Source organism: Micromonospora sp. NPDC005205 (assembly GCF_040608275.1).
GTDB lineage: Bacteria > Actinomycetota > Actinomycetes > Mycobacteriales > Micromonosporaceae > Micromonospora.
Genome location: NZ_JBEXHV010000016.1, coordinates 124045 through 140354, shown reverse-complemented (window position 1 = coordinate 140354; position 16310 = coordinate 124045). Strand labels below are relative to the sequence as shown.

Sequence of the window (16310 nt, the reverse complement as noted above, 5' to 3'; positions counted from 1 at the left end):
CCAGGCACCATCCACCGGCAGACCCAAGATCCCTACCAACTGACACATGTATCGGGACTTCACCACTGACAGATGTCATGGGACTGAATAGTCAGCGGCTGACGGAAAGTGTCCAAGATTTCGAAGCTTCGACGGGCGGGTGCCCGTCACTCCTTCTCGATGGTGACCTTGCTGGGCTTCGCGCTGCGCTCGTCGGTGGTCGGCTTGGTGGGTCGCTTGCCGTTCTCACCGGTGCTAGTGATCTTGGTGGGTTTGGCGCCCCGGCCACCCTCGCCCGGTACGGCGGCCACTGTCGGCTCCCCGTCCACCCCGGCGCTCGCCGTGCCACCATCCACAGTGGTCACCGGCTCGGCCACCGGCCGCGTCGTGGACTGCCCGGACTCGTCCGCGGCGGCGTTCACCGGCTGCCGGGTGTCGGCGGGCTCCGTCTTCAGCCCGGTGCCCGCGCCCGACCCGGTGCCCGCGCCCGACCCGGTGCCCGCGCCCGACCCGGAGGCCGCGCCGGCGGTAACGCTCGCGCCGTCGTCCCCACCACCGGCTACGCCTTCGCTCGCGCTGGCGTCTCCGGCCGGCGCGGTCGGGCCGTCGATCGGACCGGCGACACTCTGCAACCGCAGCTCGGACATCTGACGCTGGAGCTCGTCGGACTCCTGCCGGGCCTTCCACGTCTCCTGCCGCAGATCCGCCAACTGCTGCTGGGCCTGGGCGATCTCCAACATCACCTGGGCCAACTGCTGACGACCCGCCGCAGACTCCTGCTGGGTCGCCGCCAGGTGCTGCTGGGTGGTGGCCAGGTGCTGCTGCGTGGTGGCCGCGTACTCCTCGAACTGCCGGCGGGACGCCGCGACATGCTCGTCGGCCTTGCGGCGCTTGTCGCTGGCCTCGGCCTCGGCCCGGCTCAGCAGCTCGGCGGCCTCCGCCTCGGAGCGCTGGCGCAGCCCCGCCGCGTCCTGCTCGGCCGCCTGACGGATGCCGGCCGCGCCCTGCTCGATCTCGTTCTTGCGGGCCGTGTACTCGGTCTCCAGCTCGTTCTTCCGGGTGGAGTATTCGGTTTCCAGCTCGTCCCGTCGGGTGGTGAACCCGGTCTCCAGCTCCTGCTGACGGCTGGCGAGCCCGGCCTCCAGCTCCTGCTGGCGCGACGCGTGGTGCTTGTCCAACTCGTCGCGGCGCTTGGCGAACTCCTGCTCGGCCGCGGACCGTCGCTGCGCCAACTCCCGATCGGCCGCCTCCCGACGGGAGTTGACCTCCTGCTCCACCCCGGCCCGCCACGCGCCCAGCTCCTGCTGGGTCTGCGCGCGGGTGTGCTGCACGTACGCCTCGGTCTCGGTGCGCATTCGCTGTACGTACGCCTCGGTCTCGGCGCGGCTACGCTTCGCCGATTCGGTGGCCTGCGTCGTCAGCCGCTCGGCCTCCTGCTGCGCCTTGGCGCGGGTGGCCCGACCGGCCATCGACGCGTCGTCGATGATCTGCTTGGCCTCGTGCTGCGCCTTGGCGTGGGTGGCTCGCCCCGCTTCGGTCGCGGTGTCGGTGAGCCGCTTGGCCTCCTGGAGCGCCTTGGCGTGCACCTCCTTGGCGGCGTCGCGCAGATCGCTGGCCTCCTGCCGGGCGTTGGCCAGCGTCTCGCGGGCCGTCTCGCGCAGCTTGGTGGCCTCCTGCTGGGCCCGAGTGTGGATCTCCTTGGCGGAGTCCCGCAGTTGGGTGGCCTCCTGCTGGGCCTTCGCCATGGCGTCCTGCGCGGCCTTGCGCAACTGCGCCGACTCGTCCTTCGCCGACCGCAGGGCGGCGTCCGCCTCGGCCCGCTGCGCGGCGCTGTGCCGCTCCTCCTCCGCCCGTCGGGCGGCGAGGGCGAGCTCGAAGTCCTTCAGTGCCCGGTCGGCCTGCTCGCGGGCCTCCTCGATGATGTGCTCGGCAGCGGCCCGCCGGGCCTCGATCTCGCCGTTCGCGTCGCCGAGGATCTCCTCCGCCTGCTCCTCGGCGAGAGCGAGGATCGACTCGACCCGCGGGCCGAGGTGCCGGAACGACGCCCTGTCGACCACGTTCATCTGCTTGCGCACCTGGGTCAGGTCGCGCTGGAGAACCTCGACCTGGCCGGCGAGCTTGTGGATCTGTGTGTACGCCTGTTCCCGTTCGGAGGCGAGGGTCGCGATCTCGTGCTCAGCACGTGCGACATAACGGTCGACCTGTTTCTTTTCGTACCCCCGCAGAGCGGACTCGAAGCTGGGCTCCGTCGTCACGTCCCCGCCGAGAGCGAACAGTTCCTCGCCGTGCGACATGCCCCCATCCTCACACGCAACGGGCCCTGCTGGGGCGATACGGACGGGCCATGTGGGAGCTACTTCACTCCGTTGCGGCCAACGCACACCAGGGGTGAGGAAACGCATACGGCGCGAGGTGGCACCGGTTACCCGGTGTCACCTCGCGCCGTCGATGCCCCTACCTGACGCCTCGCGTCAGCCGGCGGTCTCCGCGGGCACCCGCTCCTGACCACCATCGGTCTTCTTTGCTGCTTCCGGCTTGGCAGCCGGAGCGGCCTGCGCCGGCATTCCCGGAACGATGCCGGCGAGACCGGAGAGCATCTGACCCAGCTGCGACGTGACAGCGTCCTTCTGCCGGGTGAGGTCATCGACCTCGCGGCGGGCGGCCTGCGTGGTCAGCTCCGCCTCGGTGCGTGCCTCGGTGAGCAGGCGCTGCGACTCGGCCTTCGCATCGTTGAGGGTCTTCTCCGAGTGGGCCTTGGCCTTGTCGACGGTCTCGGCCGCGTTGCGCTCCGACTCGACCCGCCGAGCCTCGGCGCGCTGCTCGATCTCCTTGGCCCGCTCCTGCGCGGCCCGGGCACGCTGCTCGGCCTCGCTGACCATCTTCTGGGTCTGCGCGACCTGGGCGGCGTGCCGCTCGGACTCCTCGCGCTCGGCCTTCTCCCGCCGCTCGGCCAGCTGGAGCTCCAGGGCCTGCAGGTCCTTGTCGCGCTTGTCCCGCGCGTCGGTGAGCAGCTTGGTTGCCTCGGCGCGCTTCTCCTCAGCCTCGCGGGCGGCCTTCGCCCGCTGCTGGGTGATCTCCCGCTCGGCGGTGGCGCGCAGGGTGGCGACCTCCCGCTCGACTGTCGACTTCAGCTCGGCCACCTCGTGCGCGGTGACCGTACGCAGCTGCTTGGTCTCCCGGTCTGCGTCGGCGCGCAGCGTGTCGGCCTCGCGGCGAGCCTGCACCCGAACCTCGGCGGCCTCGCGCTCGGCGGCCGTGCGCAGGTTGCCCGCCTCGCGCTCGGCGCTCGCCTTCATGGCGGCGGCCTCGGCGCGGGCCTTGTCGGTGATCTCGCGGGCCTCGAGGCGGGCGGCGGAGAGGATGCCCTCCGACTCGCGCTTGGCCTCGTTGCGGTGGTCGTTCGCCTGCTCCTCGGCGAGCCGCAGGATCTGCTCGACGCGCGTGCCGAGCCCGGAGAGGGTGGGTCGGCTGTTCTCTTCGAGCTGCTTGTTCGTGTCGGTGAGCTTCTGCTCCAGCGCACTCATGCGCTGCTCGGCCTGGCGGAGCCGACGCTGGGCGTCGTTCATCCGCTGCTCGGCCTCGGCACGGGCCTGCTCGGACTGGGTCAGCGCGGCGGTCATCCGGCCGAGGAAGTCGTCGACCTGATGGGTGTTGTATCCGCGCAGGCCAACGGTGAAATCTGGCTGCGAGTTCGCGTTATCGAAGAACGCGAGAGGGGAGGACTGCTGCTGGGGCATTGGGACATACTGGCAGACGCCCCAGGGTGCTTCGCAAGAGCGGTGCGAAGCTTTCGTGCCCTCTTTACATGGTCAACACTCGCGACCGGCGAGGTTGGACCAATCGGCGATCTTGGCAGGTCCCGGCCTGTCGGACGCCACGCAGCGTGACGCGGAAAAGGGCCCCGGGGTTACCCCGAGGCCCTTTGTCGATCCGGGTGACTTATCCGCTAATGGGGGCGGAAGAACAATGAGCGATCAGCGCAATGGTCATCCGGCGTTCCACCGTCCGGCCGGGGCCGCCCCGGCGCTCCGGATGTCGGGAGGTCAGTGACCCCGGAACCGGTTGATCGCGTCCTCGTGCCGGGCCCGCAACTCTCCGTCACGAACGCCCAGCCCGTCAGTGGGTGCGAGGCAGCGCACGCCCACCTTGCCCTGGTGGGCGTTGCGGTGCACCTCGTACGCGGCCTGGCCGGTCTGCTCCAGCGGATAGGTGCGGGACACCGTCGGGTGCACCTTGCCGAGGGCGACCAGGCGGTTGGCCTGCCACGCCTCGTGGTAGTTGGCGAAGTGGCTGCCCACGATCCGCTTGAGGTGCATCCACAGGTAGCGGTTGTCGTACTGGTGCAGGAAGCCGCTCGTGGAGGCGCAGGTGACGATGGTTCCACCGCGTCGGGCCACGTAGACGCTGGCGCCGAACGTCTCCCGGCCCGGGTGCTCGAACACGATGTCCGGGTCCTCGCCGCCGGTCAGCTCGCGAATCCGTTCGCCGAAGCGCCGCCACTCGTCCGGGTCCTGGGTCTCCTCGTCCTTCCAGAAGCGGAAGCCCTCCGCGGCCCGGTCGATGACCAGATCCGCGCCCATCCGGCGGCACAGCTCGGCCTTCTCCGGCGAGGACACCACGCAGATCGGAATCGCGCCGCCGTTGAGCGCCATCTGGGTGGCGTACCCACCGAGGCCGCCGGAGGCGCCCCAGATCAGCACCACGTCACCCTGCTTCATGTTGGCGCCGTGATGCGAGACGAGCTGCCGGTACGCGGTGGAGTTGACCAGCCCGGGACTGGCCGCCTCCTCCCAGCTCAGGTGTCGCGGCTTGGGCATCAGCTGGTTGGCCTTGACCACCGCCAGCTCGGCCAGCCCGCCGAAGTTGGTCTCGAACCCCCAGATCCGCTGTTGCGGGTCGAGCATCGTGTCGTCGTGCCCGGCCGCGTCCTCCAGCTCGACGGAGAGGCAGTGAGCGACCACCTCGTCGCCGGGGGCCCAGCGGGTCACCCCGGGGCCGGTGCGCAGCACCACGCCCGCCGCGTCCGAGCCGACCACGTGGTACGGCAGGTCGTGCCGGCGGGTCAGCTCGGAGACCCGGCCGTAGCGCTCCAGGAACTTGAAGGTGCTCACCGGCTCGAAGATGCTGGTCCACACCGTGTTGTAGTTGATCGCGCTGGCCATCACCGCTATCAGCGCCTCGCCCGGGGCCAGCTCCGGCGTCGGCACCTCCTGCACGTGCAGCGCCTTGCGCGGGTCCTTGTCCCGGGTGGCCATGCCGTCGAACATCCGGGACTCCTCGGCGCGGACCACCACGCCCCGGTAGCTCTCCGGTACGGGCAGCCCGGCGACGCCGGCGAGTTCGCGGTCCGGATCGTTCGATTCCTCCGCCGCCATGATCGCTTCGAGGATGTCCTGCACGGTGACCTCCGGTTCTTCCGCACCCGCACGGGCCCGGGTGCTGCCATCGTCGGCGCCGGTGGGCACGACCGCCATGTCGGCATTCGACACATCCGGCACCGGTCGCGCTCCTGTGGGGCCGGACGTTACTGAACGGTAGCTAGGCCGGGAAGTCCTCTGTGAAAAACTGCATCCGCCGATGCGTGAAGGTGTCCAACCAACCCGCCAACCGCGCACTGACGTGCGCGCACCTCGGCCTCCAACGCTCGCCACCCCTCGTTGATCAAGAGCTTGCGGTCATCTGCGCGGGGCGGTATGACGCAAACCTCTTGATCAACAGGGGTGGGGTGGGTCAGTGGGGGGTGGGGGCGGGTTGGACCAGTTCGACGAGGACGCCGCCGGCGTCCTTGGGGTGCACGAAGTTGATCCGGCTGTCGGCGGTGCCACGCCTCGGAGTCGCGTAGAGCAGGCGCATGCCGCGCTCGCGTAGCGCCGCGCAGGCCGCGTCGATGTCCACGACTGTGTACGCGACCTGCTGCACGCCCGGCCCGTTGCGATCCAGGAACTTCGCGATCGTCGACTCCGGGGTGAGCGGGGCGAGCAACTGCACGCAGCCGCCCTCGGTGGTCGGTCCCACGGCCAGCATCGCTTCCCGGACGCCCTGCTCGGTGTTGGTCTCCACGTGCACGCAGCGCATCCCGAACGTCCGCTGGTAGAAGTCGATCGCGGCGTCCAGGTCGGCCACGGCGATCCCGACGTGGTCAATCTTGCGAAGCCCGATGTCTGTGACGTAGTCCGCACCGGGCTCGACGGGGGAGTTCTCTGCCATGGCGCTAGTCTGGCCGAACAATCGTTAAGGCGTACAGCTCGGCACCCCTTCGGAGGCAGGCATGGCTTCGGTGATCGTCAGCGGCGCGCGGACCCCGATGGGCCGGCTGCTGGGCAACCTCAAGGACCTCCCGGCCACGAAGCTCGGCGGGATCGCCATCAAGGCCGCGCTGGAGCGTGCCGGCGTCAGCCCGGACCAGGTCCAGTACGTGATCATGGGGCAGGTGTTGCAGGCCGGCACCGGTCAGATCCCGGCTCGGCAGGCGGCGGTCGAGGCCGGTGTGCCGATGTCCGTGCCGGCGCTGACGATCAACAAGGTCTGCCTCTCCGGCCTGGACGCGATCGCCCTGGCCGACCAGCTGATCCGCGCCGGCGAGTTCGACATCGTGGTGGCCGGCGGCATGGAGTCGATGACCAACGCCCCGCACCTGCTGATGGGCCAGCGCACCGGCTACAAGTACGGCGACGTGGTGGTCAAGGACCACATGGCACACGACGGGCTCAGCGACGCCTGGGACTGCTGCTCGATGGGCGAGTCGACCGAGCGGCTCGGTGCCAGGCCCGGCATCTCCCGCGCGGAGCAGGACGCCTTCGCCGCCGCCAGCCACCAACGGGCCGCCGCCGCCCAGAAGAACGGTCACTTCGCCGACGAGATCGCCCCGGTGGTCATTCCGCAGCGCAAGGGTGACCCACTGGTGATCACCGAGGACGAGGGCATCCGTCCGGACACCACGGTCGAGTCGCTGGCCAAGCTGCGCCCCGCCTTCGCCAAGGACGGCACCATCACCGCCGGCAGCTCGTCGCCGATCTCCGACGGCGCGGCCGCGGTGCTCGTGATGAGCAAGGCCAAGGCGAAGGAGCTGGGGCTGACCTGGCTGGCCGAGATCGGTGCGCACGGCAACGTGGCGGGCCCGGACAACTCCCTGCACTCGCAGCCGTCCAACGCGATCAACCACGCCCTGAAGAAGGGCGGCCTGAGCGTTGCGGACCTGGACCTCATCGAGATCAACGAGGCTTTCGCGCAGGTCGGTGTCCAGTCCACCCGTGACCTCGGGATCAGCCCGGACAAGGTCAACGTCAACGGCGGCGCGATCGCGCTGGGACACCCGATCGGCATGTCCGGAGCGCGTCTCGTCCTCACCCTCGCCCTGGAGCTGAAGCGGCGGGGCGGTGGCACCGGCGCGGCCGCGCTGTGTGGCGGCGGTGGCCAGGGCGACGCGCTGATCATCCACGTGCCGGGCAAGGCCGAGACGGACCAGTGAGCGAGACTGAGCACGTCCCGGCGGCGGGCACCACGTCGGTGCGCCGCAGCCGGGACGTACCGCTGCTGGTCGAACGGGCCCGCACGGGCGACCCCCGGGCGGTGGCTCGCCTGATCACGTTGGTGGAGAACGGTGACGCGCTGTTGCCGGAGATCGCCGCGGCGCTGGCACCGTACGCCGGGCAGGCCCAGGTGGTCGGGCTGACCGGTTCGCCCGGGGTGGGCAAGTCGACCACCACGAACGAGCTGGTCCGCGCGCTGCGGGCGCGCGGGCACCGGGTGGGCGTGCTGGCGGTCGACCCGTCCAGCCCGTTCACCGGCGGAGCGATCCTCGGTGACCGGGTGCGGATGCAGGACCACGCCACGGATCCGGGCGTCTACATCCGGTCGATGTCCAGCCGAGGGCACCTCGGCGGGCTGGCCGCGGCCACACCGCAGGCGGTCCGCGTGCTGGAGGGCGCCGGCTGCGACGTGGTGCTGGTGGAGACCGTCGGCGTCGGGCAGGCCGAGGTGGAGGTCGCCTCGCTCGCCGACACGACGCTGGTGCTGCTCGCGCCCGGGATGGGCGACGCGATCCAGGCGGTCAAGGCCGGCATCCTGGAGATCGCCGACGTGTTCGTGGTCAACAAGGCGGACCGGGACGGCGTCGACGCCACCGTCCGTGACATCCAGGGCATGATCGCCCTCGGCGAGCGCGGGCCGGGGCAGTGGCGGCCCCAGGTGGTCCGCTCTGTCGCCGCGCGGGGCGAGGGCATCGACGACATCGCCGCCGCCATCGACAAGCACCGGGGCTGGCTGGTCGAGCACGGCGAGCTGCGCCGCCGCCAGGAGACGCGGGCCGCCGCCGAGATCGAGGCGATCGCGCTCGGCACCCTCCGCGCCCGGATCGGCTCACTTCGCGACGGTACGGAGTTGGCCACGCTCGCCACCAGGGTCGCCGAGGGCGCGACCGACCCGTACACGGCGGCGGACGAGTTGCTCGCCCAGCTCGCGCGCTGACCCGACGTCGCGCCGGCCGGTGCGTCCAGCCTGGACGAACCCGACCCGCACTGTCCGGTGCGGACCGACGTCGTCGCTCGGGTGGCCGGGCTTCACGCCCACAAGCGAAGGTCGCTCCGGTTTTAGTAGGCTCGCCGCGCGTGGCCGCGAGTGAGGCGCTACGCGGCGGGCTGACGAGACGGTCGGTCCACAATGCGTCGGACCAGGGGAGATGTGATCATGACGGACGCGGTGCAGAACGCCGGAGCGTCGCAGCCCGCGACGGGGGCGGCCCGGGGTGTCACAACGGTTTCCGACGAGGTCGTGGAGAAGATCGCCGGCGTGGCCGCTCGCGCGGTCCCGGGTGTGGCCGACCTCGGCGGTGACGTGGCCCGGTTCTTCAACAGCGTGCTCGACAAGGTCGGCCTCGACGAGGTGGGCGACGCTCGCCGGGGCGTCTCGGCCGACGTGAAGGGCAGCTCCGCCGTCATCAACGTGGTTCTGGTGATCGACGCCGGGCACGTGGTGGCCGACGTGACCGAGGCGGTGCGGGCCGCGGTGATCGAGGCCGTGGAGAAGTACGGCCTGACCGTCACGCAGGTGAACGTCACGGTGGACGACATCGAGCTGAACCAGCCGGGCGCGGCTGCCGGAGCCTGAGGCGTAGGTGCCCAACGGCCTGACGGCTGCCGGACCGCCCATTGGCTGTCCGCCTGAAAAAACCGGGGACGCATCGTCCCAGTAAGCTCGCTCCGCGCCCGTCTTCACTGGGCGCCGGACGTGTCCAGACGTGGTGTGCGAGGAGCAGGGGCGACTGTGGACCTGGATGCAACGCAGGAGCTGACCAGGGCGTCAGTGCCGGCCGGCGGGACGACGCAGGTCGCCGACGAGGTGATCGAGAAGATCGCCGTCGCGGCGGCCCGCGCGGTGCCCGGGGTGGCCGACCTCGGTGGGGACGTCGCCCGGTTCTTCAACGCGGTTCTCGACCGGGTCGGGCTGGACCAGGTGGGTGACGCCCGACGGGGTTGCTCGGCCCACGTGACCGGGGAGGCCGCAGTGGTCAACCTGGTGTTGGTGATCCAGGCCGGTCGACAGGTGGCAGAGGTCAGCGGTCAGGTGCGCGCTCGGGTGACCGAAGCGGTCGAGACATTCGGGCTGCGGGTCGACGAGGTCAACATCCGGGTCGATGACCTGGCGATCAGCGAAATCCCCACCACACCCCCAGTCTGACCGCTCCGAGTCTCCCCGCCCCTCCCTCCGCCGATCACGCAGTCGTGGTGGCCGTTTTGGCGCTGGCTGGGGGATTTGCGCACCACCACAACTCCATGATCGACGCAGGCGCCGCCGTTACCCGTGGGTACGGCCTGACTTAGCGATCGTTCAGGTAGGGGCCTTACACTCGACGTGCAGTCGAGGACCCGAGGAGGAGCCCTGCTCATGGACGCCGACGAGATCGACGCCGGACGGGCGCGCTGGCAGGCCCGGTATGACGCCGCGCGCAAGCGGGATGCGGACTTCACCACGCTCTCCGGCATGCCGGTGGAGCCGGTGTACGGCCCGCCCGAGGGCGCCACCTATCCGGGCTTCGAACGGATCGGATGGCCGGGCGAGTATCCGTACACCCGGGGTTTGTATCCGACCGGCTACCGCGGTCGGACCTGGACCATTCGCCAGTTCGCCGGCTTCGGCAACGCGCAGCAGACGAACGAGCGCTACAAGATGATCCTCGGCGCCGGTGGCGGCGGGCTCTCGGTGGCGTTCGACATGCCGACGCTGATGGGCCGCGACTCGGACGACCCGCAGGCGCTCGGCGAGGTCGGCCACTGCGGCGTCGCCATCGACACCGCCACCGACATGCAGGCGCTCTTCGACGGCATCGACCTGGCCGGCGTCACCACCTCGATGACCATCTCCGGCCCGGCCGTGCCGGTGTTCTGCATGTACCTGGTCGCCGCCGAGCGGCAGGGCGCCGACCTGTCCAAGCTGGACGGCACCCTGCAGACCGACATCTTCAAGGAGTACATCGCGCAGAAGGAGTGGCTCTTCGACCCGGAGCCGCACCTGCGCCTGATCGGCGACCTGATGGAATACTGCGCCGCCGAGATTCCGCGCTACAAGCCGCTGTCGGTCTCCGGCTACCACATCCGCGAGGCCGGCTCGACTGCGGCGCAGGAGCTGGCGTACACCCTGGCGGACGGCTTCGGCTACGTCGAGTTGGGTCTCTCGCGTGGGCTGGACGTGAACGTCTTCGCGCCGGGGCTGAGCTTCTTCTTCGACTCGCACCTCGACTTCTTCGAGGAGATCGCCAAGTTCCGCGCCGCCCGCCGGATCTGGGCCCGCTGGCTGCGTGACGTCTACGGCGCGACCAGCGAGAAGGCGCTGTGGCTGCGGTTCCACACGCAGACCGCCGGGGTGTCGCTGACCGCGCAGCAGCCGGTCAACAACGTCGTACGGACAGCCGTCGAGGCTCTCGCGGCGGTGCTCGGCGGCACGAACTCGCTGCACACCAACGCGCTCGACGAGACCCTGGCGCTGCCCACCGACGAGTCGGCCGAGATCGCCCTGCGTACCCAGCAGGTGTTGATGGAGGAGACCGGTGTGGTCAACGTTGCCGACCCGCTCGGCGGCTCCTGGTACGTCGAGGCGCTGACCGACAAGATCGAGGCCGAGGCGGAGGAGATCTTCGCCCGGATCCGGCAGCTCGGCGGAGACGGGCCACACCAGATCGGCCCGATGACCTCGGGCATCCTGCGCGGCATCGAGGACGGCTGGTTCACCGGGCACATCGCCGAGTCGGCCTTCGTCTACCAGCAGGCCCTCGAAAAGGGCGACAAGAAGATCGTCGGGGTCAACTGCCACACCGGGACGGTCGCCAAGGAGCTGGAGATCCTGCGCATCTCGCACGAGGTGGAGCTGGAGCAGCGCCGGGTGCTCGCCGAGCGCAAGAGCGGGCGGGACGAGGAGGCGGTGCGCGCCGCGGTCACCCGGATGATCGAGGCGAGCCGTACCGACGAGAACATGGTCCCCGCCATGCTCGACGCGGTGCGCGCCGAGGCCACGTTGGGCGAGATCTGCGACGCCCTGCGAGCCGAGTGGGGCACCTACCGGGAGCCAGCCCGCTTCTAACCCCAGTCCCGAACCCCCACCCGCGTCGATCTTGCATTTTCTGCGGTGCCATAAGGCATGAATGCGGCATAGCGGCGACAGAAAGTGCAAGATCGCGGGGGTGGGGCGTGGGGCGTGAGAGTTGCAACGTCGGGGTTGTGGGTGACCTGAGAATCCGGGCTCACGTGCGAGACTAGGTAACCATGAGCGACCCACGGATCACCTCGTCGATCTTCACCCGCGGCGCGGTCGACCTCAGCACGCTGCGTGGCCCCGCACCAGCAAGTACCCGCCCCGGCACGCCCCCGCAGGGCGGCCCGTCCAACGGCGCCCCAGGCGCGCCCACCGCCGGCGGTGACACCGCCATCGTGGACGTCACCGAGGCGACCATCCAGTCCGACGTGCTCGAACGCTCGATGGCCACGCCCGTCGTCGTGTTCTTCGGCGCGGCCGGCTTCCCGGAGAGCGACGAGTTCGCCCCGGTCCTGGAGCGGCTGAACGCCGAGGGCGGCGGCACCTGGGTGCTGGCCCGGGTCGACGTGCAGGAAAATCCCCGAATCGCCCAGATGTTCCGGGTGCAGGGCATCCCCATGGTCTACGCGGTCGTCGGCGGCCAGCCGGTCGACGCCTTCTCCGGAGTGGTGCCCGAGGCCCAGCTGCGGCAGTGGATCCAGGCAGTGCTCAAGGCCGGTGGCGTGGCAGTCGCCGAGCCGGAGGACCCCCGCCTCGACGAGGCGGACGACGCGCTGATGAGCGGCGATCTGGACGCCGCCGAGCAGGCGTACAAGAAGATCCTGGCCGACGCGCCCGCGGACGCCGCAGCCACCGCGGGGCTGGCCCAGGTCGGGGTGGCCCGCCGGGTGGCCGGCGCAGACCCCGCCACCGCGCTGGCCGCCGCCGAGAGCGCCCCCGACGACGTCGCCGCTCAGCTGCTGGCCGCCGACATCGAGGTGCTCAGCGGCCTGGCCGAGCAGGCGTACGCCCGGCTCGTCGGTCTGGTCCGGCGCACCGCCGGTGAGGACCGTGAGACGGTTCGCCAGCACCTGGTCTCGCTCTTCTCCATTGCCGGCCCGGACGATCCGGCGGTCGCCTCGGCGCGTCGGGCTCTGGCCAGCGCCCTGTTCTGAGTTCGAAGCACGCCAGCGCGGGCCGGCGTTCCGGCCGGCCCGCCCGACCACCGAGGACGGGAGCTCACGATGCGCCGGATCGCCGTCCTCGACGCGCCGACAAATCTCGGTCTACGGCCGCCGACGCCCACGTCGGTCCCGGGTTGCGCCAAGGCGCCCGGGGCGCTGCGCGACCACGACCTGCTGGCCCGGCTCCGCGCCCGCGACGCCGGCTGCGTCACCCCCGCCCGGTACGACCCGGGCGACTGGCGGCCCGGCGACGGGGTGTGCCACGCCCGGGAGATCGCCGACTACTCGTTGGCCCTCGCCGAACGCATCGGCTCGATCATCGACAGGGGCGAGTTCCCGGTGGTGCTCGGCGGCGACTGTTCCGTGCTCCTCGGCTCGGCCCTGGCCATGCACCGCCTCGGCGAGGCCGTCGGCGGGCGGATCGGGCTGGTCTTCGTCGACGGGCACTCCGACTTCCGGCACCCCGGCAACGCCTCCTACGTCGGCGCCGCCGCAGGTGAGGACCTGGCTCTGGTCACCGGGCGAGGGCAGGCCGACCTGGCCGCGCTGGAGGGCCGCCGGCCCTACTTCCGCGACATCGACGTGGTGGTGCTCGGCATCCGGGCCCAGGACGAATACCGGCTCGACCTCCAGGCCGCCGGGATCACCACCCGACCGGTGCCGGCGCTGCGCGCCGAAGGCGCCGCCCGGACGGCCCAGTGGGCGCACGAGCAACTCGCCGACTGCGCGGGCTACTGGGTGCACATCGACGTGGACGTGCTCGACCCGGCGGTGATGCCCGCCGTGGACGCCCCCGACCCGGGTGGAATCGCCTTCGCCGAGTTGGAGATTCTGCTCGCCGGCCTGGTCGACACCCCGCACTGCCTCGGCGTGGAGCTGACCGTCTTCGACCCCGACTACGACCCGGACGGCTCGTACGCGGCCGAGATCGTCAACACAGTGGTCGCCGGTCTGGCGCCGGTGACCGCCCCGGAAGCCGTGCCGCCCCGACTGCTGTCGGCTCGGCCCACGCCCTCCCCGCGACGCGGCAACGGCCGGACCGCGACCACCACCGATCGCTCCGACCGTGCCGAGCGGCTCGACCGTGCCGAGCGTCCCAACCGGGCCGAGCGGCTCGACGGGCTGGTTCGGCTTGACGGGCACGACGGCGTTGAGCGGGTTGCGAGGCTTGAATTCCCCGCTGACATCGACCCTGCGGACATCGACCCCGCGGACATCGACCTCGCCGATGTCGGGCCTGCTGCTCTCGGGCCTGCCGGTGTCGGTGCCCCCGGCGTCGGTCCGTCGGTGAGCACGGTGCCGTACGACGTCCCGGCCGAGGGGGAGTCACCAGGCACCGGCGGACGGGCTCACCCCGAGCCATCGGGCGTCGCGGCCAGTGTCGCGCCCCTGGTCGAGCGCGAACCGGTCGGCCCGCCGGCGTCGGCCGGCCCAGGTCTTCTCCGACGGACCACCCCGTCGACCCAGAACACGCCCGAACGGCACGAGGCCGACACCGCCTGACCCGGCCCTCGGCCGCGGGGCCTTGATCGACTCGGTTTCAGGGAATCCGGGGCGTCCGAGTGGCTCGGACACCGCAGTTTCAGCGAAACCGAGTGGATCAAGGCCAGGCGCCGGACGATGGCCCGGCGCCCGGCGGGGCCTCCAGAGGGTGGGGTCAGGTGGTGGGGAGAGCGCGGAGGAAACGCTCGGCCATGGGGACGGCCGAGGCGGTGCTGGCCCCGCCCTTCTCCACGAAGACGGCGAACGCCACGTCGCCCCGCCAGCCGACGAACCAGGCGTGGGTGTGCGCCGGGTTGTCGTCGTACTCGGCGGTGCCGGTCTTGCCGTACACCTCGCCCGGCACGTCCTTGAGCGCGCTGCCGGTGCCGGCGGTGACCACCTCGCGCATCATCGTGCGCAGCGCCGCGACCGACTCCGGCTTGAGCTGCTCGCCCGCCGGGGCCGGCTTGGCCGGTGCCGGGTCGGTCAGCAGCTTCGGTTGCTCGAAGCGGCCGCGGGCGACGGCGGCGGTGGCACCGGCCATGGCGAGCGGGCTGACCAACGTGGTGCCCTGCCCGAACGACGCGGCGGCCTGCTCGGCGAGGCTGCCGCCCGTCGAGACCTTGCCGGTGAAGGCGTCCGTGCCGAGGTCCCACTGACCCTCCAGGCCCAGCGAGCGACCGGCGGCGGCCAGCCCGTCGCCGCCGAGCTTCGGGGCCAGCGCGGCGAACGCCGTGTTGCAGGACTTGGCAAAGTCGGTACGGAACGGCACCGAGCCGAGCTCGAAGTTGTCCGAGTTCTTGAAGGACCTGCCGTCCACGGTGAAGGTCTTCTTGCAGTCCACCGGCCCGTCCAGCGTGACCGCTCCCCGGTCCAGCAGGCCCAGCGTGCTGACCATCTTGAAGGTGGAGCCGGGAGGCACCTGGGCGTCGAAGGCCAGGTTCTGCCCGGCCGGACCGGGGCCGTTCGCGGCGGCGAGCACGGCGCCGTCGCTGATCCGGAGCGCCACCAGGGCGGAGCGGCGCGGCTCGGCGCGCAGTGCCCCGTCGGCCGCGTTCTGGACGGCGACGTCCAGCGTGGTCTTCAGCGCCTGCCCGGGTTGCGGCTCCCGGCGGAACAGCTCGGCGCCGGTGGGTTCGAGTTTGCCGCCCTCGGCCGGACGCTCGACCACCACGGTCAGCCCGGGACCGCCGCGCAGTCGCTCGTCGTAGCGGCCCTGGAGACCGCCGTGCCCGACCAGGTCGCCGACGACGTACCGGTCGGGATGCGCGGCGAGGTCGTCGGCCTGCGCCGGGTCGACGGTGCCGAGCAGCGCACGGGCGAACTCGCGGGTGGGTGCCAGGTCGAGCTTGTCAGTGACGAACTTGGTGCCGGGCAGGTCGTAAATCCGGGGCTTGATCTGCAGGTACGCCTCCTCGCGCAGCGACACCACCTCGACGAAGGCACCCGGCTCGGCCTTGGCCACCCGCTCGGGCAGATCGGCCAGGTCGACGCCGGGGACCAGAGCCGGGCGAATGGCCTTGAACGCCGCGTCGAGGTCCTTGACGAGCTTCTTCAGGTCGGCGACCCCGTTGGGCTGCACACCCACCCGGATCACGGTGCGCGGGGTCACGAGGGGCTTCCCGGCGTTGTCCAGCACGGCGGCGCGGGCACCGGCATCGCGACGCAGCGCCAACCGGTCACCCTTGGTGAGCTGCTCGTGCACCACCGTCGGCTCCCAGATCACCTGCCACTGGTCGTCGTCGCCGTGGGCGAGCCGGACCTCCCGGTCGTACGCCCAGCGGGTCTGACCGGGCAGGGCCCACTCCACCTGGACGGTGGTGGTCGCGATGTCCTTCGTGATCTTCGGCTCGCCGCGACGCGTCAGCGTGGGCGGGGTGGCCGCCAGCTCACCGGAGAGCTCCTTGATCTCACGTGCGACGTCCGCCGACGGCAGTTTCGAGCCGAGCGGGTCGATCAGACCGACGGCCTGGAGGTCGCCGCTGCGCCAGCCCGCGAGGAAGGCGTCGACGGTGCGTTGCGGCCCGTCGTCACCGGAACAACCGACGAGGACACCCGCCGCGAGCAGCGCCGTGGTGACGCCGGCGGCGAGCCGGCGGGCGGGGTTCGGCCGGTGGGGCCGGGGGTACGACAAGGGCATGAAGCTGGTCCTTCCGATCTCGG

General features: G+C 71.2%; 12 protein-coding genes. 7 read left to right on the top strand and 5 right to left on the bottom strand.

What is annotated here, in order from left to right:
* Nucleotides 1-146: 146 nt before the first annotated feature.
* The 4 genes from ABZU43_RS25610 to mce form a co-directional block, all read right to left on the bottom strand.
* A complete protein-coding gene (locus tag ABZU43_RS25610; RefSeq protein ID WP_355008999.1) occupies nt 147-2273 on the bottom strand; it encodes a hypothetical protein in 2127 nt (708 codons plus the stop codon).
* Between the two features lie 177 nt (nt 2274-2450).
* A complete protein-coding gene (locus ABZU43_RS25605; RefSeq protein ID WP_355008998.1) occupies nt 2451-3716 on the bottom strand; it encodes a DivIVA domain-containing protein in 1266 nt (421 codons plus the stop codon).
* Nucleotides 3717-4022: 306 nt separating this feature from the next.
* Nucleotides 4023-5378, bottom strand: coding sequence for a crotonyl-CoA carboxylase/reductase (ccrA, locus tag ABZU43_RS25600; protein WP_355009016.1), 1356 nt, complete (start codon nt 5376-5378; stop codon nt 4023-4025).
* Nucleotides 5379-5709: 331 nt separating this feature from the next.
* Nucleotides 5710-6186: a methylmalonyl-CoA epimerase gene (mce, locus tag ABZU43_RS25595; protein ID WP_355008997.1), complete on the bottom strand. Its 477-nt coding sequence runs from the start codon at nt 6184-6186 to the stop codon at nt 5710-5712.
* Nucleotides 6187-6247: 61 nt separating this feature from the next.
* Between mce and ABZU43_RS25590 the strand changes: the two genes are divergently transcribed.
* The 7 genes from ABZU43_RS25590 (at nt 6248) to ABZU43_RS25560 (ending at nt 14168) form a co-directional block, all read left to right on the top strand.
* Nucleotides 6248-7447, top strand: a complete 1200-nt coding sequence (locus ABZU43_RS25590; protein ID WP_355008996.1) for an acetyl-CoA C-acetyltransferase — start codon at nt 6248-6250, stop codon at nt 7445-7447.
* The gene (meaB, locus tag ABZU43_RS25585; RefSeq protein WP_355008995.1) at nt 7444-8445 is read left to right on the top strand and encodes a methylmalonyl Co-A mutase-associated GTPase MeaB; all 1002 of its coding nucleotides are present in this window, start codon (nt 7444-7446) and stop codon (nt 8443-8445) included. Before ABZU43_RS25590 ends, meaB begins: the two co-directional genes overlap by 4 nt.
* 219 nt (nt 8446-8664) lie before the next feature.
* Nucleotides 8665-9084, top strand: coding sequence for an Asp23/Gls24 family envelope stress response protein (locus tag ABZU43_RS25580; protein WP_355008994.1), 420 nt, complete (start codon nt 8665-8667; stop codon nt 9082-9084).
* Between the two features lie 156 nt (nt 9085-9240).
* Nucleotides 9241-9654 carry an Asp23/Gls24 family envelope stress response protein gene (locus ABZU43_RS25575; protein ID WP_355008993.1) on the top strand — a complete coding sequence of 138 codons (414 nt, stop codon included), beginning with the start codon at nt 9241-9243 and terminating at the stop codon, nt 9652-9654.
* 207 nt (nt 9655-9861) lie between these two features.
* The gene (locus tag ABZU43_RS25570) at nt 9862-11550 is read left to right on the top strand and encodes a methylmalonyl-CoA mutase family protein (RefSeq protein WP_355008992.1); all 1689 of its coding nucleotides are present in this window, start codon (nt 9862-9864) and stop codon (nt 11548-11550) included.
* A 182-nt stretch (nt 11551-11732) separates the two neighbouring features.
* On the top strand, nt 11733-12656 hold the full coding sequence (locus ABZU43_RS25565; protein WP_355008991.1) for a tetratricopeptide repeat protein: 924 nt from the start codon (nt 11733-11735) through the stop codon (nt 12654-12656).
* Between the two features lie 69 nt (nt 12657-12725).
* Nucleotides 12726-14168: an arginase family protein gene (locus tag ABZU43_RS25560; RefSeq protein ID WP_355008990.1), complete on the top strand. Its 1443-nt coding sequence runs from the start codon at nt 12726-12728 to the stop codon at nt 14166-14168.
* Between the two features lie 154 nt (nt 14169-14322).
* Here ABZU43_RS25560 and ABZU43_RS25555 read toward each other — a convergent pair whose 3' ends face one another.
* A complete protein-coding gene (locus ABZU43_RS25555) occupies nt 14323-16287 on the bottom strand; it encodes a penicillin-binding transpeptidase domain-containing protein (protein WP_355008989.1) in 1965 nt (654 codons plus the stop codon).
* Between the last annotated feature and the right edge of the window lie 23 nt (nt 16288-16310).

Coding starts and splice junctions, on each gene's coding strand:
- ABZU43_RS25610 (WP_355008999.1), bottom strand. CDS start 2,273: ATGTCGCACGGCGAGGAACTGTTCGCTCTCGGCGGGGACGTGACGACG.
- ABZU43_RS25605 (WP_355008998.1), bottom strand. CDS start 3,716: ATGCCCCAGCAGCAGTCCTCCCCTCTCGCGTTCTTCGATAACGCGAAC.
- mce (WP_355008997.1), bottom strand. CDS start 6,186: ATGGCAGAGAACTCCCCCGTCGAGCCCGGTGCGGACTACGTCACAGAC.
- ABZU43_RS25590 (WP_355008996.1), top strand. CDS start 6,248: ATGGCTTCGGTGATCGTCAGCGGCGCGCGGACCCCGATGGGCCGGCTG.
- ABZU43_RS25580 (WP_355008994.1), top strand. CDS start 8,665: ATGACGGACGCGGTGCAGAACGCCGGAGCGTCGCAGCCCGCGACGGGG.
- ABZU43_RS25570 (WP_355008992.1), top strand. CDS start 9,862: ATGGACGCCGACGAGATCGACGCCGGACGGGCGCGCTGGCAGGCCCGG.
- ABZU43_RS25565 (WP_355008991.1), top strand. CDS start 11,733: ATGAGCGACCCACGGATCACCTCGTCGATCTTCACCCGCGGCGCGGTC.
- ABZU43_RS25560 (WP_355008990.1), top strand. CDS start 12,726: ATGCGCCGGATCGCCGTCCTCGACGCGCCGACAAATCTCGGTCTACGG.
- ABZU43_RS25555 (WP_355008989.1), bottom strand. CDS start 16,287: ATGCCCTTGTCGTACCCCCGGCCCCACCGGCCGAACCCCGCCCGCCGG.